The organism is Edaphobacter aggregans DSM 19364, from assembly GCF_000745965.1.
GTDB lineage: Bacteria > Acidobacteriota > Terriglobia > Terriglobales > Acidobacteriaceae > Edaphobacter > Edaphobacter aggregans.
Genome location: NZ_JQKI01000001.1, coordinates 330,306 through 351,423, shown reverse-complemented (window position 1 = coordinate 351,423; position 21,118 = coordinate 330,306). Strand labels below are relative to the sequence as shown.

Here is a 21,118-nt window from a genome sequence, read left to right as displayed (position 1 = left end):
TCCGACTAGTCGGGCAAGAATTTTTTTGCGGCGGCACTCAGCGGTCGGGGACGGGGTCGAGGCCGCCTTTGGCGAAGGGGTGGCAGCGGGCGATGCGGCGCAGGGTGAGCCACGAGCCTTTGATGGCACCGAAGCGCGTGAGAGCGATGTAGGCGTACTCCGAGCAGGTGGGGAGGTAGAGGCACTGCGACGGGCTGATGACGTGCAGCGCGGGGGAGAGCACGGATTTGTAGATGCGGAAGAGAGCGCGGGCAGCGGGGCTGTGCTCGGGGTCGGGCATGGCGTTTAGTGCTGCGACGATTGCGCGGCCTTCTGGATGGTACGGAAGACGTGCGCGACCTCGCGGTCGAGAGTGGCGAAGTCGAGATCGATGATGCTGCGGCGCGGATGCAGGACGACGTCGATGGGGCCTTCAAGAGCGGCGATGTTGCGGCGCACCGCCTCGCGCATGCGGCGCTTGATGCGGTTGCGATCGACGGCCTTGCCCATGACCTTGCCGACGGTGAGTCCGATGCGCGGGGTGGGTTCGGTGAAGGTGGAGTCCGCGGGACGAGGGGCGACGAAGTAGGTCATCTGACGCGAGAACTGCTTGCGGCTGGACTGGTAGACGCGCTGGTAATCGGCGTGTTTGCGGAGGCGAAATGTGAGCGCCATGGCTGGGTGTGGCGGACGTTCGATGCGCCGCGGAGACTCCAGTCTATCGCGTCGATCGGATTAGTCGCGCGCTATGCTCGGGCATGCGAAGGCGTGACGCGGCAAAAAAATTCCCGCGAAGGTAGGCTTGCTCGTTCGCGGGTTGGTTGGGGAGGTCGTTAGACGTAGATGGTGTCGTGGCGACGGCCGAAGTCGATGAGGGCCTGGCGATCGGTGGGAGGCCAGACGGGCTCGCGGTGCATCCAGTCGACGAGTTCGAAGAAGAAGCGGTCGTGCCCGGGGGCCATGACGAGGAAGCGTGCCGGCGCATCAGTGGCATTGCGATAGGCGTGGACGGTGTGCGGAGGGATGAGGAGGAAGTCGCCGCGGCGCGCCTGGATGCGCTCCTGTTCGCGGGACACCTCGATGGTTCCTTCGAGCACGTAGAAGCTCTCGGTCATGTGCTGGTGTAGGTGCGGCGGCGCTCCGGGGAAGCGTGGCGGGATGCCGAGCTCGATGACGGAGGTGCTGCTGCCGGTGTCGTCGAGCGTGGCGTGGATGTCGATGGTTGCACCGAGAACAGCGAAGCGACGGCGAGACGAGGACGCAGACGGTACAGGATGTAGCGGGGGGAGGGCACGGTCAAATGCAGCGGAACTCATTCCGTTTCTCCTTTTCGACTTAGCTCTGGAGGAAAGGATGACTGAGTGCGCTGTTCGACGCGGAGGGACAAGGCCTTTGTGACAAGCGGCGGGAGGAGTGTGACGAGCGGAGAGGGAGCGCCTGTGATGCGGCGGATCTGCGGGGATTTGTGAGTGCCCCCCTCTGAAGCCCCGTCAGGCTGTAACTGAGGCTAAGTGTTGAGAAACACGCAGGCGCTCACAGAATTTTTTGATTTGGGGAACCCGAAGGAGGGACGCCGGGGTGGCGTCCCTATGAGAGGAAAGAACTAGTCGCGGTAACCGGCGCTGACGGCGATCTTGTGACGGCCCTTGGCGCGGCGGCGGCTGAGAACGTTGGCGCCAGCCTTGGTCTTCATGCGGCTCAGGAAGCCGTGGGTCTTGGAGCGGCGGCGGCGGTTGGGTTGAAAGGTACGCTTCGGCATGGAACTAACTCCTCAAAGTGGCAGGAGTCTCCTGCCGATCAAATTCGCTTCTTGCAGCAAGTATTGATTGTACCCTATCGGACTGGATTTTCACAGGGGCCTTGCGCGCGGCGGGAGGCCCGGGCAGGGGGTTCTCGACGAAACGAAAGTTGTAATGCTCGAAGAGGGGAATGAGACTCGTAAGGCATATCACAAAGTCCTTCGAGTTGATAGAGATTCTTCCGATAAGCGGACGAATTTCCTAAGGCATAGCGGAAGAAATTCCCTTCTTCACCGTAGATGGTGCAACTCCATTTTTTTCGGAGGGGGAGCTTGAAAAGGCTCTGGAAATCCGTGCTACTATCGAACCCGATTCGCAAGATTTTTTCTGCAGGTCCAGCAATTCCGCACTCTGCCTTTTGTAGCAACTCCTCTTCATGACGCATGTGATGGATGTCGGGTGAAGAGAATTCTAGCGACACAGATATGTCTCGACTTGCCTGCAATGGCGGGATGGACTTCTGTTTGCTGGCTTCGACTTTTTAGTTTGAGCAGTTAGTGAGAACCGTGTGCGGACCGCTGGTTTTCGGAAACACAGGAACAGATAGAAGGAAAAAGAGAGATGTCATTCGTTCCAACGGCCACCGCCGTGTTGAATTACTGGGTTCGCATCCTTGCCGCGCTCGAGAAGAAGATCAATCGCCAGTCGTACGAAACATGGCTGAAGCCGACGCGCTTCTCTCACTTAGAGGGCAAGAAGCTCTTTGTGCGAATCCCCTCCTCAGACTTCCAGCACATCGGGGACCGGTATGCGGACCTGATCCAGGAGGCGATCGAGAACCTGGGCCTGGACATTGAAGCGGTGGCGTTTACGACCCCCGAGCAGGACCCGAGAGCCCCGAAGGTACGCGAGGACGGCGGATTTGCGCCGGTGCCGAGCCACAGCCAGAGCGCTCCGAAGCAGACGCGCCCGGGCACGCTGACGACGGGAGCGCAGGCGGGACCGATGCCGGAGCAATCGCGGTTCGACTGGAACACGGCATCGCAACTGAACCCGAAGTATCAGTTCGACGCGTTCGTGGTGGGCAGCGGCAACCAGTTTGCCGTGGCTGGGGCGCAGGCGGTCGCCGAGCGGCCGTCCAAGGCGTACAACCCGCTGTTCCTCTACGGCGGCGTGGGCATGGGCAAGACGCACCTGATGCAGGCGATCGGCCACGAGGTGAAGCGCCGTCAGCCGCACGCGGCGATCTGCTACGTGAGCGGCGAGAAGTTCACCAACGAGATGATCGATTGCGTGCGCTACCAGAAGATGACGAGCTTCCGGGACAAGTTCCGCAACGTGGATGTGCTGCTGATCGACGACATTCAGTTTCTCGCGGGCAAGGAGCGCACGCAGGAGGAGTTCTTCCACACCTTCAACGCTCTGCACGAGTCGATGAAGCAGATCGTGATTGCGAGCGACCGCCCTCCCAAGGAGCTTGCTGACTTTGAAGACCGTCTGCGGTCGCGCTTCGAGTGGGGACTGATCACCGACATTCAGCCGCCGGATCTCGAGACGAAGGTCGCGATTCTGCAGAAGAAGGCGGAGAGCGAGCAGACGCAGCTTCCGACCGACGTTGCGCTGTTCATCGCCTCGAATGTTCGCACGAATGTTCGCGAGCTTGAGGGCGCGCTGGTGCGGCTGATCGCGTGGTGCTCGATGCACGGCGTGGAGATTACGCTGGCGGTCGCGCAGACGTGCCTGAAGCAGTTCATCGACACGCAGGTGCGCAAGATCACGATCGAGACGATTCAGCGGACCGTCGCCGAGAACTTCGGGATGCGCGTGGCGGAGCTGAAGCAGAAGAACAACTCGCGCCAGATCGTGGTGCCGCGGCAGATTGCGATGTATTTGGCCAAGCAGCTCACGGAGGCGAGCCTGCCGGAGATCGGGAGGCAGTTCGGGGGCAAGCACCACACGACGGTGATGCACTCGATCGCGAAGATCGACGAGCAGCGGCGGGCGGACAAGGACCTCAATCGGACCATCAACAAGCTGATGGAGACGCTGAGTTAGAGGCAGGAAGTAGGGAATAGGGAGTAGGGAGTGAGGGCCGCCTGGTGCGGCCCCCTTTCTCTTTGAGTTAGAGCGACCGAAGCTAGAGCAGTTCGATGGAGGTGACCTTCAATGTGTCGCCCTGGACGTCTCCTTCTACATTCACGCGGAGATGATCTTTTTTGCTGGAGGTCTTGAGGGCTTCGGTGATCCTGGCATTTCCCTCGGCGTCGAACTTCAGGAACTTCTGGTCACTAGTGATGATCCCGAAACCGTCGCCGGAGCACTTGAGAGCGCAATCGCGTGTGTGTGAATCGGGATCGGCAGCCACTCTCTTGGAGCAACTGACGTCGACGACCGCCACGTTTTGATAGCTGGCGGCAGATGCGAATGCCGGCATCGCGCACAGGCCTGCCAGCATGAGGACTGAAGTGATTCTTCTCATCGTGGATCCTCCGTTTGAAGCGGTTGAAGATGCATTTTTGGACTATGCAGCAAGGTGTGGAGCCGCGTTGCTATTGATTTGAAGCGCAGACTGCGCCTCGCGAGCTGTTGTCAGCTGGGCGAGGACGAAAGCCCCTACTGCGATCTCGAGATTGCGCACGGCAAGATCGTAGAACATGCCAGTGGTGACGAGGTTGATGGCAATCGCGATGAGCCATGCCATGACGATGTAGCCGCCAATCTTCGTCCAGCGGCTGAGCACGATGATGCCGGCGAGAATCTCGATGAGACCGACAACGTGCATGAAGGTCGGTATGCTGACCGGCAGAGCCTTTGTCGCCAGTGGGCTAAGGTACATTCCCCAGTCGGCGAGTTTATTGAAGTATTTGTCGATGCCGGCGATGATTGGGCCCACGCCGAGCGCTATCTTGAGTGCCCACCAGCTGATGTTCAGGCGATCGGTGGCGTTTGCGGAGTATGCCATTCGATTTACCCCTCCGCCTAAGAGAGCAGCGCAAGCGGAATTCGGTTACAAAGCCCGCCCAAATACTTGACCTGCTTTGCGCCAGCGTGGATGTAACCTTTTCCGGCAGAAACACTCTACAATCTGCAGAGCGATGGAGACTATGGAGAGCCTGGAGCGGGCCCGTTCCGAGAGTTGGACCGATCGGGAGGTCATCGATCGGGTACTGGCCGGCGATCTTGCGCTGTACGAGATCCTCATGCGCCGCTACAACCAACGGCTCTACCGTGTTGCGCGGTCGATTCTGCGGGACGATGCAGAGGCGGAGGACGTGATGCAGGATGCGTATGTCCGGGCCTACCAACATCTTGACCAGTTCGCGGGGCACTCCTCTTTTTCGACGTGGTTGACGCGCATCGCGGTCCACGAAGCTTTACGCAGGCTGCCTGGCCGCAGGCGCACCATGCAAATGGAGGAGATTGAGGTAGACGGAGAGGGTTCTATGGATGCTGCGGAGACTTCGCCTGATCCTGAGCAGAGAGCGTCGGTGAGCGAGCTTGCCCGGCTGTTGGAGGATGCGGTCCTTGCGCTTCCGAGTCAGTACCGCAGCGTGGTCATGCTGCGCGATATCGAGGAGATGAGCACGGCAGAGACGGCGGCGGCGCTGGATCTCACGGAGGAGAACGTGAAGATTCGACTGCACAGGGGACATGGCATGATGCGCACCGGGCTGTGCGAGCGCGTTGGCAGCCAGGGGAAGAATGCCTTTCCGTTCATGGGAGAACGTTGTGATCGCGTCGTGATGGCAGTCTTCGCGCGATTGAAGTCGTCGCTCTAAGCTCTATTGCATCGACAGATACAACCGCTCAAGAGGGAATCGTCTGCGCATCAATACGCGGCACCAACCTCATTTCATCTTCTTTGTGTGCGAAAACTCATTTGCGCAAGCCGTCATGCGAGGAGGATACTTGGCATTGCCCGTGGGTCTCTACCTACTGAATCGGAGGGATAGATGGCTGTGAAGAGATGGTGTGCGAGCTTTGCGATGACCGCCGTGATGATGGCGCCGTGTGTGGCTCAGGCGCCGAGTGCTCCTCCGGTGAAGATGGGGCTGTGGTCGGGGACGACGGTGACGAAGCTGACCGGGCTTCAGCTTCCTCCGGAGGTCCTCGAGAAGCTGAAGGCGATGGGGAAGCCTGTGCCGGGCTCGGAGCCGCGGACTATTGAGACGGAGTCGTGCCTGACGGCGGAGAAGTGGAAGGAGATGTTCACGAAGCTGCAGCAGGATCGCGAGGGCTGCAAGGTGGAGAACCTGAAGCAGGACTCGAGCAGCATGTCGGCCGACATGGTGTGCGATTCGGTGCGTGGTGGGACCGGAAAGGGCCACGTGCAGGTGAACTTCCTGAGCACGGAGAAGGTGCACGGGACGATGCACATGGAGATGATGGCGCAGAGTCAGCCGCAGCCGATCGTGGTGGACGTCACGTTCGACAACACGTACCAAGGCGCGGACTGCAAAGGCATCTCGCCGGACACGCCGAAGATGATCATGAAGTAGCGGCTACTTCGGCAGGTACTCGGCGGGGATGGGCGAGGCGGGAGTCTCGCTGTCCCAGAGGACCTGGACGATGTAGTAGCGGTCGCCGCTCTTGAGCAGTTGAATGCTGTTGATGCCGCGGGCGAAGGGCTGCGGGTCGGTGGAGGCGTGGCGCGACTCGTAGGTGCTCCAGACGTGGGCGATGTTGCCGAACTGCTGGACCTGGTTGTGAAGGCCGCGCTCGAAGAAGCCGTTGGCGGACATGGTGGGGCTGGAGCGCTCGATGTAGCCGTCGATGGAGAGAATGATGGCGTCGGCGCGGTGGGTGTCGCGGTCGAGCCGCGAGGGGATCAGGCGTGCGTCGGGCAGGAAGAGGGAGCGCATGCGGTCCCAGTCGCGCTGCTGGCCCTTGGGGCCGGAGATGACGTCGTAGAGCGCGGCGACGATGGCGTCGATGGAGCGCACGTCCTCGGGCTTCGCGGCGGGCCAGGAGGGGTGACCGGCGAGCGAGCCTTTGAGGGGTGACGGAGGCGGCTGCGTGGGAGCGGTGGGCACGGCGGGGCGCTGGGCAAAAGCTGTCGTTGCTGCGAGAAGTGCGAGCGTGGCGAGGCGTTTCATCGTCTGTCCGGTCTCCGTTGCCGTTTTATCTTCGGCCCTTCGGCAGTTTATCGCGCTTGTAAGCGCCGGGATGGATGAGCGATGATCCTGCGATGATTCGGTCGATGGTGTTGCTGGTTGCGGGTTTCGGTGCGCTGCTGGCCGGTGCGCAGAGGGCCGGGTACGATCAGCCGTATCGTCCGCAAGTGCACTTCTCACCGCGCGAGAACTGGACCAACGACCCGAATGGCCTCGTTTACTTTCGCGGCGAGTACCATCTCTTCTTTCAGTACAACCCGTTCGGCGATGTGTGGGGGCACATGAGCTGGGGGCATGCGGTGAGCACGGATCTCCTGCACTGGCGCGAGCTTCCAGTGGCGATTCCGGAGAAGGCCGGCGAGATGGTCTTCACCGGAAGCGTTGTGGTGGATCATGCGAACTCGAGCGGGCTGTGCGCGGCGGGCACGGAGTGCATGGTCGCGGTGTACACCGGCTATCGCAAGGATGAGAAGCGCACGCTGCAGAATCAGAACCTGGCGTACAGCCGCGACGCAGGGAGGACGTGGACGCGGTACGAGGGGAATCCTGTGCTCGACCTGCATATGTCGGACTTCCGCGATCCGAGCGTGTTTTGGGACGAGAAGGGCGGGTCGGATAAGAAGGGCCACTGGGTGATGGCGGTGGCGCTGCCGCTGGAGCACAAGGTGCGGCTGTACCGTTCGCCTGACCTGAAGCAATGGACGCAGATGAGCGAGTTCGGGCCGATGGGCGCCGTGTCGGGAGACTGGGAGTGTCCGGACCTGGTGCGGGTTCCTCCGGAGAAGAAGGGCGGCGCAGAGGTGTGGGTGATGAAGGTGGGGCTGAATCCGGGAGCGTTGCAGGGCGGATCGGGCGAGCAGTACTTTGTCGGCAGCTTTGATGGAACGCGCTTCAATGTAGGTACAGAGAGCGGAGCCCATGGGTGGACGAACTACGGGAAGGATGACTACTGCGCGATCAGCTTCAATAACCTTCCGGCGGGCGCGAAGCCTATGCTGCTGGGCTGGATGAGCAACTGGCAGTATGCGGCGAAGCTGCCGACGTCGCCGTGGCGGGGGCAGATGAGCGTGCCGCGCAGGCTCTCGTACGTTCGCGATGCTGCGGGTGTGGCGCTGCGGCAGGAGCCGGTGATCGCTCAGCTGCGGGGCGCGCATGCGGGGGTCGTCTCGGCGGCGGAGATCGTGCGCGAGGCTCCGTTCGAGATGGTGCTGCATTTTGATCCGAAGGCCCAGACGGCGTTCGGGGTGAAGCTGTACAGCGACGAGGAGCACTGGACCGAGATCGGCTTCGACCCCGTGACGCGCGTCTTCTACATGGACCGCATGCACGCGGGCGAGGCGGTAGCGCCGGAGTTTCCGGTGAAGACAGATGCGCCTCTCAGTAAAGACCGGCTGTACGATCTGCACCTGATCGTGGATCGGTCGTCGGTCGAGGCGTTCGCGCAGGATGGGACGATCGCGATGACGAACCTTGTCTTCCCTCGCTCTCCGCGGACCAGGGTCGTGTTCTTCGCGCGGGATGGAGAGAAGCCGGCAGTGAAGGGCGAGGTTTGGACGCTCCGGTCGATCTGGTAGACGTCCGGAGCGTCAGAAATCAGAGGCTCAGTCGCTGAGGTACACGCTCTTTCCGATCCACTCGGAGTTGGCGATCTGCTGGAACATGAAGTCGGCGACGTCGCTGCGGGAGATGCTGGAGCCGAGGCGGGGCAGGGCGTCGGCGTCGATGCGACAGATGCCGTGCGCGGGACCGTTGGTGAGCCTGGGGGGCAGGACCATGGTCCAGTCGAGGCCGCTGGCGGAGAGCAGGTTGAGCTGCACGATCTGATCGTGGATGGGCCATTTGAGCACGGTGTTGAAGATGAGGCTCTGGATAACCCAGCGGCGCCAGGCCGGCTGATTGCGGAGGGCGTCGGGGCGGGCGCCCGCGGCCCCGAGGACGATGATGCGGCGGACGCCGGCATGTCGCATCGCTTCGATGATGAGCGGCACGGCGCGGGGCAGAACGTTCTCGTTGCGGAGGGGGGATTTCGCACCAAGCGCGGAGAAGACGACCTGGGCGCCATCTACGGTGAGCGCGACAGCGGCGGGATCGAAGGCGTTGCCCTGGACGACGGTAACGCGATCGCGGAAGGGGAAGGATGCCGGCGAGCGGACGAGCGCGGTTACGGTGTGGCCAGCCTCAAGCGAGTGGTCGGTGAGGAGACGGCCGGTGGCTCCGCTGGCACCGAAGATGGCGATGTGCATGAGCGTGTCCTCCTTCCCGACCGGTCTTCTGGGCGGTTTCAGATTCGGGACTGATTATCCTCCGCCGCTGGCGGAAGGTGTGAAAAAAGAGGGGCGGTCAAGTGGCTGATTCGGTTTTATTTGGCGGCTATTCCCACGAAGTGGCGTGAGTCTTCTCAGCGATGAGGCGGGGTGGGCTGTGAAGAAGTGGGATAACGCGGGACGGAGCGGGGAGTTGTGAACAGCTCTTCCGCGTCTTGCTTTTTGCGGGGACGGGTTTTCTAAAACAGGACACGAGTGGAAGTCGATGATGGCAAAGAGGATAGGATAGTTATCCACTTTTCAGCAGCCAACGATTACGGCTACGAGTATTTGTCTTTAAATCATTCTTTCTTCTTAGAAGCCTCTCGCGCCCCGCCTTTGTTTCGCTTCGCCCCGGGGCTTTCGTGGCTGGCCTGGCTTTGTGTATTTCGTGCCCCCACCTGAACTGCTGTGCAGTCAACACAAACGGCGAGGTTTCCACAAAGAATTGTGTCGCGCGGCGTGCGGACAACGCCCTAGAATCAGGCAGGGGCGGCAGATGCACCCCGGCCCGACACTGCTTCCGAGTGCATGGCAGCCCGGATTCGGTGTACAGTTTGGCCAGCAGCGAAACCAAATAGAGTCGACCTTAGGCTTTTTCGAGCCAGCGACGGGAGAGAGTGACTGTGACGACCGCTACCCACGATTCCGAGATGACCGCAAACGCAGCGCCTACGGGCAACCTCGAGATCAGCGTCTCGCGTGCGGAGCTTCTGCGTGAGCTGACGGCGGCGCAGTCCGTCGTCGAGCGCAAGACGACGATCCCGATCCTTTCGAACTTTCTCTTCGAGGCGACCGAAGACGGCAAGCTGACGATCACGGCGACGGACCTCGATCAGTCGCTGCGCACCAGCTGCACGGCGAAGGTGAAGAAGGCCGGAGCGTGCACGATTCCGGCGCGCAAGCTGTACGACTACATCAAGCTGCTGCCCGAGGGCGACATCTCCATCAAGCTGATGGACAACCACTGGGTGCAGATTCGCGCAGGCCGGTCGAATACGAAGATGGTCGGCATGGCGCGGGCGAACTTCCCGCAGGTGCCAGAGTTTCCGGCCGCCGGCGCGGTGAAGATTCAGGTGTCGTCGCTGAAGAACATGGTCTTGAAGACGATCTTCGCGATCTCGAACGAAGAGAGCCGCTACACGTTGAACGGCGCGCTGCTGGTGCTGAAGGCCGAGTCGATGGCGATGGTGGCGACCGACGGCCATCGCCTGGCGCACATCGAGAAGATGGGCGAGCAGCTGGACGGCGTGCAGGGCGAGAAGAAGACGCTGATTCCGCGCAAGGCGCTGGGCGAGCTCTCGGGCCTGCTGGCGAATACGGACGCGGAGACGCTGGACTTCGCGGACGACGACCAGACGCTGTTCTTCCGCGTGGGCGGACGCGTACTGACCAGCCGCAAGCTTACGGGGCAGTTCCCGAACTACGAGGCCGTGCTTCCACGCGACAACAACAAGTTTGTGATCGTGCGCTCGGAGGATCTGATGGGTTCGATCCAGCGCGTGGCACAGTTTGCGGATGAGCGCTCGGGCGCGATCAAGATTCGTCTGGAGCAGAACGAGCTGAAGCTGTCGTCGTCGTCAACGGACGCGGGCGAGTCGGAGGACTCGATCGAGACGCCGTACAACTACGATCCTCTGGTGGTCGGGTTCAATAGCCAGTACCTGCTGGACTTCCTGAAGGCGATTGGGAACACGGGCGAGGTTCGGCTGGAGTTCAAGGACGCGCAGTCGGCTGGGCAGATGCGTCCCGAGGACGGCAACGAAGATGTGAAGTACCGCTACATCCTGATGCCGATGAGAATATGAGTGCTGCGCGCACGGCGAAGTGCAAAATCAACCATAATTTGGCCATCTGGCCAAGTTATGGTTGATTTAGTTATAACGCTGCATATCCATTTCATGCAGTCTCATGGCGTGGGTTAGTAATCGCGCAAAACGCGGTACAGAAGCGGCGTGAGGCGACATGCCCTACCACCTACGACGCTGTTCATCCCCCGGCCCAGAGAAGAGGTGTTCGCCTTCTTCGCGAACGCAGGTACCCTCGGAGGGAAGGCTGGTTTATAGCCTTCCCTCCTCGCTCTGTCTTCCATGGCTAAATTGGGACGACCGGGCGAATCTGTAGGGCTGGCATTTGCATGATCTATCAATCAGCAGAAAATAATTCCATAGTCGGTGGCGAGTCGATGGACATTCTGAATGGCAATCGCAGGGTCCTCAACGTGAAGTTGCCGTTCGGTTGGAGCAACCGCATTGTCCGGTGCGGGAAGAGCCGTCGCCATCACAAATTCCTCGAACCCGGAGGGCGAAAATACGAGGAGATAGTGATTCGTGACATTGCCAGAATTACGTAGTTCGTGAGGGATGTCGCGCGGGGCCATAAGAGTATCACCTGCCTTGAGAACAAAAACCTCTTCTCCGACGATGACCTCCAACTCTCCCGAGGTTACATAGTACGTTTCATCTTCACGCGTATGGATGTGGCGAGGCACACCTATGCCCGGCGCGAGACTTACCTCCAGGAGGCAGTATGCTCCTCCAGTGTCTGCTCCCGTTAAGCATACGGAACCCAAGCCGACATCGAAGTAATAGCGTTTGGATAGTGGCTGATGTTTGATGGACGGGGCTTTTTGAATGAGGGCTTGAACTTCTGGCATGTGTACTTCCTTTTCCACGGTATGTTGATTGGCTAAATCCATCGCTTAAATGCGACGTAGGTTTAACCCTGTTAAGGGAATGTCTATTCCCTAATTCGCTAAAAATTTTTAGCTCAGTAACTTCATCGCGGCATCGGCTACTGCCGTCATATCGGCGCGACTCCGTCCGGTCTTTCCGGCAACTCGCATGCCCTGCAGCAGGCATAGCATCAGGCGAGCTGTCGCGTTGCTGTCAATGGTGGCCGGGATGGAACCGTCTGCCTGACCCTGACGAATTAAGTCGACCAGGAGCATTTCCTGCCTGTGAAGCGCCGCTGTCACCCGCTGCGCGATCTCGCTGTCGAAGGTGGCCAATTCCGCTGCTGTGCCGACGATAAGGCATCCTCGTTTGCCTTCTATGCCATGCGAAGATTCGGCACAAAAGATCAACGCAGCGTGTATGCGATCCCGGCCGGACTTGGCCGCACTGATGATCGGCCGCAATTTTTCCCAACGCATCGTCGCTTCGTGATCGAAAGCGGCCAGAAAAACCGCACGTTTATCCTTGAATGCTTTGTAAACACTGCCTGAGGCTAGTTCCATGGCCTCCGTCAGATTGGCAATCGAGGTCGCATGGTAACCCCGTTCGCGAAAGACGCGCACAGACTTGGCGAGCGCTGTTTTCATGTCGAACTCGCGTGGACGACCCCGGTCCCTGGATGCTGTGGATGAAGATGCTGCCATCCAGCTATTATAGGGAAAGTACATTCCCTATATCAATATGGCCTTTGCGGAATTGATCGCCGGGTGCCGGGTCGGCACTTCCCGGTACCTAAAACGAAAGGTCTAGTCTAGTCCCTGCATTGATCTCCCGGATTTTGCAAGAAATTACCTTTTCCAGATATGCGGCCATCGCCGCACTCGTCTTCCTCGACTTCGCCCGGAGGCTGTCGTCACATACCGGCTGAGGTGACAGAGCGAGGTTATTCGCGACCTCAGAGTGAATCACGCGGTTTGAGGGGTTCTCCCACAACCTTGTTCGCCCATATCGGATACCTCAGCCCTGCCAGCCGATTAATAACAAACGCCTGCACGGTCAGCAGAACCACTGCTACTTCAATCACCACTAGATACACTCCACCTTCGCGAGAATCCCGAGCGACACAATCATAGTCGTTGCTCCCGCCGGCGGATGGCTTACCCGTAGAACACCATCAGTGCTCCCGTTGACGCCAGCGACAGTGCAGCTGCCAGGACCTCCGGCCAGTGGGCTTGCTGGAGCGCGCTCCCTCCGAAGCCGTGTGACCCAGTCACGATGTATGCCCCGTATCCGCAGACCAGACCGATCGTGTGTCCAAGTACAGCATTCCGTGGGCTCGACGACTCCCCCAGCGGTGTAAAGAAGAACAGATAAGCTGTCGGCCCCAGTGATGGAAAGACAAACGGTGTCCTCGTCGCCACGCTCAACAGGGCAAGCAGAGCGATCGTCATGAACCCGTTGAGGAACATATACGCCGACCACACCAGGCGCGCCGGCAGATGGTCCAACAGCCACGTCAACCGCAGCCGCTCCACCAGTTCCAGAACATGCCGCGCCTGCTCCTCGACCGCCAATCGCTCACCTGCCATCCGCACCTCGCTAGATATTGGGCAGCAGGTCGAAGTATTCGTCGTCCTCGTTCTTTCCGCCCTCGCCCTTGCCCAACAGCTTCTCCGACTCCACAAACTCTTCATCGCTGCCGACTAGGGACCAATAGGTCTTCCTCTGTCGCGATCGGTCTTAGTTCGCATAGGCTCTGTGTGGGGACATCTCTGAAACGTCAGCGTAGCAATTGCGGAAGAGCTGAATAAATTACATATTCCTTCTAGCAGCAGGCCACCAAGTTTCAGCCCAAAACGAAAGGCTCAGCATCCAGCCGAGCCTTTGTCTTTTCCCGACGGGAATGCTAATTTCCAGATCAAACAACCACGGAGGACTTGTGATCACGACACCGGAGATCGTTCCAAGCAACTGGTCAGAAGTTCGCGTTCATCCACGTCACGGTTCCGCGTGCGGAGATCGCAGAGGCCATGCACGCTGGGCTCGCTGAGCTGACTGCGGCGCTGAAGGCTCAGGGGGTTGCGCCGACGGGGCCGTGGTTTACGCATCACCTTCGTCGCCCCACGGCGACCTTCGACTATCGCATATGCTTTCCGGTGAACGAGGACGTGAGGCCGGAGGGGCGCGTGGAGATGGGCTCGCTCCCGCCGGCAACGGTGGTGCGCTCGGTGTACAGCGGCGACTACACAGGGCTTCCGGCGGCGTGGGGCGAGTTCATTGTGTGGATCGAGGCGAACAAGCTGGAGACTCGCGAGGATCTGTGGGAGCGCTATCTTGTTGGTTCGGAGTCGAGCGCGCGGCCGGAGGAGTGGCGCACGGAGTTGAACCGCCCGCTGGCCTAGGCATCTGTAATGTCAAAACCCAGAAAGGCCGGTCGATAAGCCGGGCCTCGCTTCGTGCGCTTTCTACCGCCGAATTTCGCTCGACGATGCGCGGGCGGCCAACCGCAGCGCGGCGATTTGCCTCCTATCATTCACCCCGCGAAAGAAGGGAGAACGCACGCGACAGAGACATAGAGGAGATAACTGCGATGAGTCTGCAAACTGTTCTGGTGGACGAGCTGAGAGATTTGTATAGCGCCGAGAATCAACTGGTAAAGGCGCTTCCCAAGATGGCGAAGGGCGTGTCGAGCCCGAAGCTGAAGGACCTGATCACAACGCATCTGGAAGAGACCAGGGGGCAGGTAGACCGGCTGAAACATATCTTCGAGCAGCTGGGTAAGAAGCCTTCGGGCGAGGTGTGCAAGGGCATGGAGGGCCTGGTGAAAGAGGGCGAGGCGCAATTGCAGAGCGACGAAGAGGGTGCCGCGAAGGACGTCTGCATCGCGGGCGCGGCTCTGAGGGTGGAGCACTACGAGATCGCGGGCTACACGGCAGCGATTGCGGTTGCGAAGTCGCTGGGGCAGGACGAGATTGTCTCGCTGCTGTCGGAGTCGCTGGAGGAAGAAGAAGCGGCGGGGCAGAAGGTCCAGGCGCAGGCCGAGCCTCTGCTGGAAGAGGCCGCGAGCGAGGGCGAAGAGGAGGAGGCGGAGCCCGCTGGCCGCGCTACGAAGACCGTCGCCAGGAGATCCGCGCATCGCGTCTCGCGTTGAAGACGAGGCCGCGAGGCCATGTCTTACCTTTTCAAGAAGATGGCTGGGCCTTGGAATCCGGGAAAAGGCCGCATTTTATGCGGCTTTTGCGCTTTCGCAGGCAACCATGTTCGGGCGCAACCGTTGAGAGAAAACGGCCATCCCACTTATCTAGTGAGGTGTTTTATGGCTTTTGAGCAGGTTTTTGAGCAGAAGGCAGTTCGTACCGTGATTGAGGTACTCCACGACGGCGAGAAAGGGTTTCAGTCGTTGGGCGAACAGCTAAAGGATTCGCGCGCCAAGTCGTTCTTCATTGAGGAGTCGGCGACTCGCAGGAAGTTTGCGTCGGAGCTGGAGTCCGCGTTGAGCTCCGCAACCGGCAAGAAGGTGGCGGAAGGTGGCACAACGTCAGGGTCGCTCCTTCGCGCATGGGGCGAGCTGAAGGCGAAGATGGGAGGCAGCGATCACACGCTGCTGGAGACGGCAGAGCAGGGCGAGGACGCCGCCAAGAAGGCGTACGAAGAGGTGCTCAGGATGAAGGATGTTCCCGCACCGATTCAGTCCATGCTTCGCCAGCAACAGACGCACATCCTCGAATCGCACGACAAGGTAAGGGCGATGCGCGATTCTACCGCGGCATAGTCCGCATCACAGAGGAGTTGAAGAAGGCCCGGCGCTCGTCGCCGGGCCTTTCTCGTGTTGTTCAGGTGCTCGTGTGCTGTTGTTCAGGTGGGAGATGAGAGCCTGAATCGCTCGCGAACCTCGTAGACCGAGCCGGTTGCGGTGGGTTTGCTCTCGTAGAGGAGAAATTCGTCCACAGAAGATGGCGTGAACCGGGGCGCTGAGGACAGCCTTGTCTTCAGGCCGCGAAGTGCGTTGTTGCCGCTTCTTCCTTTTGTGCGCGCCAGAGTGATGTGCGGATGGTAGGGCCGCGTCTCGGGCGTGAAGCCGCAGAGCGTGGTGGCTGCGACGACGTGGCGCTCGAGCGCGGTGAGCTCCGGCGAGGGATGCACGCCCACGAAGAAGACTCCGGCGCGCTCGAAGACGCCGGGAGCGTCGAGGCGCACGGTGAAGGGCGGGAGATGAATCTCGCCGAGCCGGGCGATCACGCACTCATACGCGTTGCGATCACTCGCGCCGAGGAACTGCAGCGTGATGTGCCATGACTCCGGGGCGGACCAGCGCAGTCCGTCGTCGGCGTGGCGGAGCTTCGCAGTCATGCGCGAGAGCTCGTCGATGACGGCGGGCGCCAGGGCGATACCCACGAAGAGACGCATGCTCATGAGACGTTCTCCGGCTCCGCTGCGGAGAGTCTGTCGAGGAGGAGATCGAGCACGGGCTGCTGACTCTCGAGGATGCGTGTGCGCGCTTCAGTGAGCGAGAACCAGGCGCCGCGATCGACCTCGGGGAACTCGGCCCGGCGGCCAGAGCGCGGCGGCCACTCCATCTGGAAGGTGCCGCTGACGAGCGCGGTGGGGTCGCAGTCGCCCTCGAAGGCCCAGACAGAGACGAGCTTTCCGCCTGCCTGTTTGATCGTTCCGAGCTCAAGAAAGTTTCCCTGCGCGGGGAAGCCGGTCTCCTCGGTGAACTCACGCCGCGCGGCGTCGAGGGGCGGCTCGCCGGCGGTGTACTCGCCCTTGGGAATGGTCCATGCGCCGAGATCCTTCTTCGCCCAAAAGGGGCCGCCGGGGTGGACGAGGAAGACCTCGAGGGCGGCGTTGCGGTGGCGGTACATCAACAGGCCTGCGCTCTGCTTCGGCATGGGTACTCCTTCAAAAGATTGATGCGGCGCGTGCCATGCCGGATACTGCATGGGTGGCTTTGACAGAAACGGGTGTCGCGGGGCGCAGCTGGACACGCATCGATGGTATTGACCTGCTGCGTGGACTATCGATCTTCTTCGTGTTGATGAATCACGTCAACATGCGGCTGTTGCTCGCGAGGGTTCCATACACGAAGGGCCTGCCACCGCAGCTTACGTCGTCGCTGGTGTGGAACGGGCAGTATGGCGTCCAGATTTTCTTTGCGGTTTCCGGCTACCTGATCACCTCAACGAGCATGCGGCGTTGGAGCTTTCCTGACAAAGTGTCGGCGAAGGAGTTCTACACGCTGCGCTTTGCGCGCATCGCTCCGCTGATGCTGCTTCTGCTGGTTGTGCTCCTGACGCTACATATAGTGGGCGCCCAGGGGTACGTCGTCTCGCAGAAGGTGGGTGGACTGTGGCATGCGGTGCTTGCGGCGTTGACGTTCCGCATCAACGTGCTGGAGGCGACGCGCGGCTATCTTCCTGGCAACTGGGACATTCTGTGGTCGCTCTCGGTGGAGGAGATGTTTTATCTCTTCTTTCCGCTGGCCGCTTTACTCTCAAAGCGCACGCGGTTTCTGGTTCCTGTGCTCCTGGCGTTCGTGATCGCCGGGCCCTTTGCGCGGGCAATCGCCTTCAATCCGAATCCTGTTTGGCGGGAGTACTCCTACATGGGAGGCATGGATGCGATCGCGATGGGCTGCCTGACGGCGATCGCTTTGGGGAGCACGAAACTGTCGAAGCGCTGGATCGCGGTCTGCGCTGCGCTGGGATCGGGGCTGCTGATCTTTATTCTTTGCTTTTCGATCAAGGCCAATGCGCGGGGACTGGGGCGTAACGGGCTGGACATGAGTGTGCTTGCTGTGGGTACTTGCCTTGTGATCGCGACGGCTGCACAGTCCGGGTGGCGCTCGCCACGAGTGCTTGGTCCGCTGCTCGCTCTGGGACAGTTGAGCTACGAGATATACCTGACCCACATGTTTGTGGTGCTGGGGCTGTTCGCAGTCTTCGTGCGTGCGGGTAAGCCGATGCGCGGTGTGCCCTTGCTGTTTGCGGCTGTGATCGTCTGCGCTGGCGTTGTGGGATGGATCCTCGCAAGGCTGTACGCGGAGCCGATGAATCTCTGGCTTCGCAAACGGGACAGCGATGGGCCGACGAAGCTTGGAGTGGCTGTGGAGGAGGCGAGCTGAGCTATTCCTCCTGAGACGATGATCTGTTGAAGTGGGACCCTCCCACGGCCGCGGCGCATTTCCTTTGGTAGGCGGCTATCGCACTGGTTCCAATAGGCTTGCAAGGCTTGAAAGAAAAAATGGGGCCTATACTTGACGCCGTACACTGTTTGTCATACAGTATGTTTCGTACAGTGTATGGGACCAGCGATCAAAGACGGCGTGAACGGAGCGGGCGGTGGACAGGCTGGCGGCGAGCTGTTTGACTCGCTGCGGCTGGAGCTGCGACGCGGCTGCCTGGTGCTGGCGGTGCTGGCGCAGCTGCGGGCAGAGCACTACGGCTATACGCTGCGCAAGTCGCTGGCCGAGGCGGGACTGGAGATCGAGGAGAGCACGCTGTACCCGCTGCTGCGCCGTCTGGAGACCCAGGGGCTGCTGACCAGCGAGTGGCGCGAGGAGGAGCGGCGCAACAAGCGCTTCTACCGGCTCTCTGCGGAGGGCGAGCGAATTCTGGGGCTTCTGCTGGCGGAGTGGAACGGGATCAACGACTCGCTGGGCAGGATCGTGCAAGGGGAGAAGGTCGATAAGGAGAGATAGCGATGGAGCTTCTGGAGCGTTATCTGCAGGCAGTTGGAGAGCATCTTCCGGTGCGCGGCCGCGCCGACACGCTGGCCGAGCTGAGGGCCAATCTTGAGGCGGAGATTGAAGGCCGCGAGGACGCCGCAGGCCGTCCGCTGACCGAGGCCGAGGTGGCCCAGGTGCTGGAGGCGCACGGAATGCCAGTGCTGGTGGCGGCGCGCTACGGGCCGCAGCACTTCCTCATCGGTCCGCAGCTGTTTCCCTTCTACTCGTACACGCTGAAGCGCAGCTTTCCGCTGGTGCTGGCGGCGTACTCTGTAGTGCAACTGGTGGCGGCGATTGTGCAGTCGGGCTCGGGGCAGGACCTGGGGCAGAGGATCGGGGCCGCGGCTGCTCACTTCCCGGCGGTTGCGCTGACGTTCTGGGGCGTAATCACGCTGGGCTTCGCGGTCTTCGAGTACGCGCAGGGCAGTTACGTCCCGAAGCTGATGCTGCCGAGGTGGACCGTGCGCGATCTTCCGGAGCTGGAGCCGGGGCAGAAGAAGCACTCGCTGGCGAACGGCGTGGCGGACCTGATCGTGAGCGTGTTGATCGTGGTCTGGCTGCTCGCGGTGCCGAATCATCCGTACCTGATCATCGGGCCGGGCGCGAAGGTGGTGAACGGGACGCCGTTCGGGCTGACTCCGGAGTGGCACGTCTTCTACTGGCAGATCGTGGGGCTGCTGATCGCGATGCTGCCGTTGAAGATTGCAATTCTGCTGCCTTCTCTGCGGCGCGTGCGCGGCTGGCTGAAACTGGCGGTGAATGCGATGGGGATCCTGATCCTGGTGGTGATGGTGCAGGTCCGGACGTTCTTTGTGGCGGGGACGGAGATCTCGGCGGAGAACCTGCGGTCGCTGGCGGGGATCAACGCGGGCATCACCTTCGCCTTCAAGGTCGCGCTGGCCATCTCGGTGGTGAAGTTCCTGTGGGATCTGTGGAAGGAGATCACCGCGGGCCAGCACCGCGACGTGGGCTACGCACCCGTGCGATGAGGTCCGGTAGCTTACACTGCCTCGTATGAGAGCGATGCTTGCGGTGTGCTGCGCCATGATTGCGATGACCTCCGGAATCAGTTATGCGAAGGCAAACGACGTGGCCGCGCAGTCTACCCAGATGATCGTAGTGACGACTGCGGCGTGGGATGCGGTCGACGGGAGGCTGCAGCGTTACGAGCGGGCTTCAACACGCGAGGCGTGGCAGCCGGTAGGGGACTCAATCGCTATCGTGGTCGGGAGGCATGGCCTGGGCTGGGGGTCAGGAGTGGCTGCAGTCGCGGCTGACCGCAGGCCTGATGATCCAGTGAAACGAGAGGGCGATGGCAAGTCCCCCGCGGGAGTGTTTCAACTGGGCACTGCCTTTGGCTACGCTTCCGGCCCGCTGAACGGATCGAAGATGCCTTACCTGGAGCTGACTTCGACGGTGGAGTGTGTCGACGATACGGGCTCGAAGTACTACAACCGCATCGTGGATCGATCGACCGTCAGGCCTGACTGGAAAAGCTCGGAGCACATGCGCAATACGGGGGAAGCCTATCGCTGGGGCATCGTTGTGGACCACAACGGGATCGCGGGGCCGCAGTCGAAGCAACCGGTACAGGGAGGAGGGTCGTGCATCTTTCTTCATATCTGGCAGGGAGCAGGACACGGCACTGCAGGATGTACTGCGATGGCCCCGGCTGAGCTTGAGGTGCTGTTGCGATGGCTCGATCCAAAGCGCAGGCCTCTGCTGGTGCAACTGACGGCAGGCGAGTTTGCGCAGGTGATGAAACAGTGGAAGTTGCCGCTGATCGTGACCCTACCAGGTGTGCCTGGTCGTTGAGCTGCTACTTGCCAAGGTCTTCGAAGCGGAGGTTCTGGATGCCGTACTCTCTCCAGTCCTTGTAGTCGAAGTGCCACCACTCGTGGGGGATCACGGCGAAGCCCTGCTCTTCCATCGCCTGGCGAAGAAGCGCTCGCCGGGCGCGCTCGTCGGCGCTTCCGCCGGGGTAGTCGGCGTAGGCGCGATCGGTCATCTCGTCGTACCCGCTGGGCATCACCACCTCTTGGCCGGTCTTCAGATCGTAGAGCGAGAGGTCGATGGCACAGCCGCGGTTGTGCTTCGAGCCTTCCGCGGGATCGGCGACAAAGATCTTCTGAGGGTCCGGCGTGGCGTCCCAGAAGATCTTCGTGATGTACCAGGGGCGGTAGCCGTCGTGCAGGATAAGTCCGTATCCATGCGCCTTCAGGCTTTGATTAGCGCGAACGACGGCCTCGGCGGCGGGGCGCTGCAGGAAGGCCCGCGCCTGGGTGTAGACCGGCGTGCCGAGGAAGTTGTTTGTGGTGGCGTAGCGGATGTCGAGCTTGATGGTGGGGTCGAGCTTCACCACCTCGACGAGGTCTGAGGGGCGGAAGCTTCCCTGCTCGTGCGGCGGCTCTGCCTTGAGCGCGGCGGTACGCAGCTCGGCGACGGGCTGCAGCGGCGTGATGTGGAAGCTTACCTGTTGGGCGCCAGCGGTGCAGACGAGCGCGATGGACAAAAGAAGGCCGCAGAGTCCTGGCTTGGGCATACTGCAAGCCTATCGCAACATGGCGGCGAAACAAGGCTC

25 protein-coding genes and 1 pseudogene are annotated in these 21,118 nt (G+C 61.0%); 12 read left to right on the top strand and 14 right to left on the bottom strand.

Annotation, left to right across the window (positions count from 1 at the left end):
* Positions 1-37: 37 nt before the first annotated feature.
* From yidD to rpmH, 4 genes are all read right to left on the bottom strand, one after another.
* Positions 38-280, bottom strand: a complete 243-nt coding sequence (gene yidD / locus Q363_RS01635) for a membrane protein insertion efficiency factor YidD (protein ID WP_051978224.1) — start codon at positions 278-280, stop codon at positions 38-40.
* A 5-nt stretch (positions 281-285) separates the two neighbouring features.
* Complete coding sequence (rnpA, locus tag Q363_RS01630; protein WP_035347287.1) at positions 286-654, bottom strand: ribonuclease P protein component; 369 nt, start codon at positions 652-654, stop codon at positions 286-288.
* A gap of 158 nt (positions 655-812) precedes the next feature.
* Positions 813-1,295 carry a cupin domain-containing protein gene (locus Q363_RS35550; RefSeq protein WP_051978223.1) on the bottom strand — a complete coding sequence of 161 codons (483 nt, stop codon included), beginning with the start codon at positions 1,293-1,295 and terminating at the stop codon, positions 813-815.
* Positions 1,296-1,582: 287 nt separating this feature from the next.
* A complete protein-coding gene (rpmH, locus tag Q363_RS01620) occupies positions 1,583-1,738 on the bottom strand; it encodes a 50S ribosomal protein L34 (protein ID WP_035347285.1) in 156 nt (51 codons plus the stop codon).
* Positions 1,739-2,339: 601 nt separating this feature from the next.
* Between rpmH and dnaA the strand changes: the two genes are divergently transcribed.
* Positions 2,340-3,773 (top strand): chromosomal replication initiator protein DnaA, encoded by a 1,434-nt coding sequence (gene dnaA, locus Q363_RS01615; RefSeq protein ID WP_035347283.1) that lies wholly within the window; start codon positions 2,340-2,342, stop codon positions 3,771-3,773.
* A gap of 82 nt (positions 3,774-3,855) precedes the next feature.
* Here the strand turns inward: dnaA and Q363_RS01610 are convergent, their stop codons facing one another.
* Positions 3,856-4,197 (bottom strand): hypothetical protein, encoded by a 342-nt coding sequence (locus Q363_RS01610; protein ID WP_035347282.1) that lies wholly within the window; start codon positions 4,195-4,197, stop codon positions 3,856-3,858.
* Between the two features lie 42 nt (positions 4,198-4,239).
* Positions 4,240-4,680 carry a hypothetical protein gene (locus tag Q363_RS01605; RefSeq protein WP_035347280.1) on the bottom strand — a complete coding sequence of 147 codons (441 nt, stop codon included), beginning with the start codon at positions 4,678-4,680 and terminating at the stop codon, positions 4,240-4,242.
* Positions 4,681-4,813: 133 nt separating this feature from the next.
* On the opposite strand from Q363_RS01605, the gene Q363_RS01600 reads away from it, so the two are divergent.
* Both Q363_RS01600 and Q363_RS01595 read left to right on the top strand, forming a co-directional pair.
* Complete coding sequence (locus Q363_RS01600; protein ID WP_064742579.1) at positions 4,814-5,497, top strand: RNA polymerase sigma factor; 684 nt, start codon at positions 4,814-4,816, stop codon at positions 5,495-5,497.
* Positions 5,498-5,671: 174 nt separating this feature from the next.
* The gene (locus Q363_RS01595; protein WP_035347279.1) at positions 5,672-6,217 is read left to right on the top strand and encodes a DUF3617 domain-containing protein; all 546 of its coding nucleotides are present in this window, start codon (positions 5,672-5,674) and stop codon (positions 6,215-6,217) included.
* A gap of 3 nt (positions 6,218-6,220) precedes the next feature.
* Here the strand turns inward: Q363_RS01595 and Q363_RS01590 are convergent, their stop codons facing one another.
* Positions 6,221-6,814, bottom strand: coding sequence for a hypothetical protein (locus Q363_RS01590; RefSeq protein WP_035347277.1), 594 nt, complete (start codon positions 6,812-6,814; stop codon positions 6,221-6,223).
* 74 nt (positions 6,815-6,888) lie between these two features.
* Here Q363_RS01590 and Q363_RS01585 point away from each other — a divergent pair, with 74 nt between their 5' ends.
* Complete coding sequence (locus Q363_RS01585) at positions 6,889-8,406, top strand: glycoside hydrolase family 32 protein (protein WP_157466462.1); 1,518 nt, start codon at positions 6,889-6,891, stop codon at positions 8,404-8,406.
* 27 nt (positions 8,407-8,433) lie between these two features.
* Here the strand turns inward: Q363_RS01585 and Q363_RS01580 are convergent, their stop codons facing one another.
* Entirely contained in the window at positions 8,434-9,075 is a 642-nt protein-coding gene (locus tag Q363_RS01580; protein WP_051978221.1) for an NAD(P)-dependent oxidoreductase, read from the bottom strand.
* A gap of 713 nt (positions 9,076-9,788) precedes the next feature.
* On the opposite strand from Q363_RS01580, the gene dnaN reads away from it, so the two are divergent.
* Positions 9,789-10,943, top strand: a complete 1,155-nt coding sequence (dnaN, locus tag Q363_RS01575; protein ID WP_035347699.1) for a DNA polymerase III subunit beta — start codon at positions 9,789-9,791, stop codon at positions 10,941-10,943.
* 341 nt (positions 10,944-11,284) lie between these two features.
* On the opposite strand, the gene Q363_RS35545 is transcribed toward dnaN, so the two are convergent.
* The 3 genes from Q363_RS35545 to Q363_RS01560 all read right to left on the bottom strand — a co-directional run bounded on the left by Q363_RS35545 (position 11,285) and on the right by Q363_RS01560 (position 13,399).
* Positions 11,285-11,791, bottom strand: coding sequence for a cupin domain-containing protein (locus tag Q363_RS35545; RefSeq protein ID WP_051978219.1), 507 nt, complete (start codon positions 11,789-11,791; stop codon positions 11,285-11,287).
* Between the two features lie 108 nt (positions 11,792-11,899).
* On the bottom strand, positions 11,900-12,457 hold the full coding sequence (locus Q363_RS01565) for a TetR/AcrR family transcriptional regulator (RefSeq protein ID WP_051978218.1): 558 nt from the start codon (positions 12,455-12,457) through the stop codon (positions 11,900-11,902).
* 510 nt (positions 12,458-12,967) lie between these two features.
* Positions 12,968-13,399, bottom strand: coding sequence for an HPP family protein (locus Q363_RS01560; protein WP_051978216.1), 432 nt, complete (start codon positions 13,397-13,399; stop codon positions 12,968-12,970).
* Between the two features lie 396 nt (positions 13,400-13,795).
* Between Q363_RS01560 and Q363_RS01555 the strand changes: the two are divergent.
* The 3 genes and pseudogenes from Q363_RS01555 to Q363_RS01545 form a co-directional block, all read left to right on the top strand.
* Positions 13,796-14,212: pseudogene (locus Q363_RS01555) on the top strand (GyrI-like domain-containing protein); the annotation flags it as partial.
* Positions 14,213-14,400: 188 nt separating this feature from the next.
* A complete protein-coding gene (locus tag Q363_RS01550; RefSeq protein WP_035347275.1) occupies positions 14,401-14,961 on the top strand; it encodes a ferritin-like domain-containing protein in 561 nt (186 codons plus the stop codon).
* Positions 14,962-15,126: 165 nt separating this feature from the next.
* Positions 15,127-15,582 carry a PA2169 family four-helix-bundle protein gene (locus Q363_RS01545; protein ID WP_035347273.1) on the top strand — a complete coding sequence of 152 codons (456 nt, stop codon included), beginning with the start codon at positions 15,127-15,129 and terminating at the stop codon, positions 15,580-15,582.
* An 83-nt stretch (positions 15,583-15,665) separates the two neighbouring features.
* Here Q363_RS01545 and thpR read toward each other — a convergent pair whose 3' ends face one another.
* Complete coding sequence (thpR, locus tag Q363_RS01540; RefSeq protein ID WP_051978215.1) at positions 15,666-16,223, bottom strand: RNA 2',3'-cyclic phosphodiesterase; 558 nt, start codon at positions 16,221-16,223, stop codon at positions 15,666-15,668.
* The gene (locus tag Q363_RS01535) at positions 16,220-16,702 is read right to left on the bottom strand and encodes an NUDIX hydrolase (RefSeq protein WP_035347272.1); all 483 of its coding nucleotides are present in this window, start codon (positions 16,700-16,702) and stop codon (positions 16,220-16,222) included. The genes thpR and Q363_RS01535 overlap by 4 nt, the downstream gene beginning before the upstream one ends.
* Positions 16,703-16,755: 53 nt before the next feature.
* On the opposite strand from Q363_RS01535, the gene Q363_RS01530 reads away from it, so the two are divergent.
* The 4 genes from Q363_RS01530 (at position 16,756) to Q363_RS01515 (ending at position 20,352) form a co-directional block, all read left to right on the top strand.
* Entirely contained in the window at positions 16,756-17,934 is a 1,179-nt protein-coding gene (locus tag Q363_RS01530; protein WP_035347693.1) for an acyltransferase family protein, read from the top strand.
* 177 nt (positions 17,935-18,111) lie between these two features.
* A complete protein-coding gene (locus tag Q363_RS01525; protein ID WP_051978210.1) occupies positions 18,112-18,510 on the top strand; it encodes a PadR family transcriptional regulator in 399 nt (132 codons plus the stop codon).
* Between the two features lie 2 nt (positions 18,511-18,512).
* Entirely contained in the window at positions 18,513-19,526 is a 1,014-nt protein-coding gene (locus Q363_RS35540) for a hypothetical protein (RefSeq protein WP_051978208.1), read from the top strand.
* Between the two features lie 34 nt (positions 19,527-19,560).
* Complete coding sequence (locus Q363_RS01515) at positions 19,561-20,352, top strand: L,D-transpeptidase family protein (protein WP_051978206.1); 792 nt, start codon at positions 19,561-19,563, stop codon at positions 20,350-20,352.
* Between the two features lie 4 nt (positions 20,353-20,356).
* Here the strand turns inward: Q363_RS01515 and Q363_RS01510 are convergent, their stop codons facing one another.
* Positions 20,357-21,079, bottom strand: coding sequence for a M15 family metallopeptidase (locus Q363_RS01510; protein ID WP_084079823.1), 723 nt, complete (start codon positions 21,077-21,079; stop codon positions 20,357-20,359).
* Between the last annotated feature and the right edge of the window lie 39 nt (positions 21,080-21,118).

Bases quoted from the DNA above. Each gene is read 5' to 3' on its own strand.
- yidD (WP_051978224.1), bottom strand. From the start codon at position 280: ATGCCCGACCCCGAGCACAGCCCCGCTGCCCGCGCTCTCTTCCGCATC.
- rnpA (WP_035347287.1), bottom strand. From the start codon at position 654: ATGGCGCTCACATTTCGCCTCCGCAAACACGCCGATTACCAGCGCGTC.
- Q363_RS35550 (WP_051978223.1), bottom strand. From the start codon at position 1,295: ATGAGTTCCGCTGCATTTGACCGTGCCCTCCCCCCGCTACATCCTGTA.
- rpmH (WP_035347285.1), bottom strand. From the start codon at position 1,738: ATGCCGAAGCGTACCTTTCAACCCAACCGCCGCCGCCGCTCCAAGACC.
- dnaA (WP_035347283.1), top strand. From the start codon at position 2,340: ATGTCATTCGTTCCAACGGCCACCGCCGTGTTGAATTACTGGGTTCGC.
- Q363_RS01610 (WP_035347282.1), bottom strand. From the start codon at position 4,197: ATGAGAAGAATCACTTCAGTCCTCATGCTGGCAGGCCTGTGCGCGATG.
- Q363_RS01605 (WP_035347280.1), bottom strand. From the start codon at position 4,680: ATGGCATACTCCGCAAACGCCACCGATCGCCTGAACATCAGCTGGTGG.
- Q363_RS01600 (WP_064742579.1), top strand. From the start codon at position 4,814: ATGGAGACTATGGAGAGCCTGGAGCGGGCCCGTTCCGAGAGTTGGACC.
- Q363_RS01595 (WP_035347279.1), top strand. From the start codon at position 5,672: ATGGCTGTGAAGAGATGGTGTGCGAGCTTTGCGATGACCGCCGTGATG.
- Q363_RS01590 (WP_035347277.1), bottom strand. From the start codon at position 6,814: ATGAAACGCCTCGCCACGCTCGCACTTCTCGCAGCAACGACAGCTTTT.
- Q363_RS01585 (WP_157466462.1), top strand. From the start codon at position 6,889: ATGAGCGATGATCCTGCGATGATTCGGTCGATGGTGTTGCTGGTTGCG.
- Q363_RS01580 (WP_051978221.1), bottom strand. From the start codon at position 9,075: ATGCACATCGCCATCTTCGGTGCCAGCGGAGCCACCGGCCGTCTCCTC.
- dnaN (WP_035347699.1), top strand. From the start codon at position 9,789: ATGACCGCAAACGCAGCGCCTACGGGCAACCTCGAGATCAGCGTCTCG.
- Q363_RS35545 (WP_051978219.1), bottom strand. From the start codon at position 11,791: ATGCCAGAAGTTCAAGCCCTCATTCAAAAAGCCCCGTCCATCAAACAT.
- Q363_RS01565 (WP_051978218.1), bottom strand. From the start codon at position 12,457: ATGAAAACAGCGCTCGCCAAGTCTGTGCGCGTCTTTCGCGAACGGGGT.
- Q363_RS01560 (WP_051978216.1), bottom strand. From the start codon at position 13,399: ATGGCAGGTGAGCGATTGGCGGTCGAGGAGCAGGCGCGGCATGTTCTG.
- Q363_RS01550 (WP_035347275.1), top strand. From the start codon at position 14,401: ATGAGTCTGCAAACTGTTCTGGTGGACGAGCTGAGAGATTTGTATAGC.
- Q363_RS01545 (WP_035347273.1), top strand. From the start codon at position 15,127: ATGGCTTTTGAGCAGGTTTTTGAGCAGAAGGCAGTTCGTACCGTGATT.
- thpR (WP_051978215.1), bottom strand. From the start codon at position 16,223: ATGAGCATGCGTCTCTTCGTGGGTATCGCCCTGGCGCCCGCCGTCATC.
- Q363_RS01535 (WP_035347272.1), bottom strand. From the start codon at position 16,702: ATGCCGAAGCAGAGCGCAGGCCTGTTGATGTACCGCCACCGCAACGCC.
- Q363_RS01525 (WP_051978210.1), top strand. From the start codon at position 18,112: ATGGGACCAGCGATCAAAGACGGCGTGAACGGAGCGGGCGGTGGACAG.
- Q363_RS35540 (WP_051978208.1), top strand. From the start codon at position 18,513: ATGGAGCTTCTGGAGCGTTATCTGCAGGCAGTTGGAGAGCATCTTCCG.
- Q363_RS01515 (WP_051978206.1), top strand. From the start codon at position 19,561: ATGCTTGCGGTGTGCTGCGCCATGATTGCGATGACCTCCGGAATCAGT.
- Q363_RS01510 (WP_084079823.1), bottom strand. From the start codon at position 21,079: ATGCCCAAGCCAGGACTCTGCGGCCTTCTTTTGTCCATCGCGCTCGTC.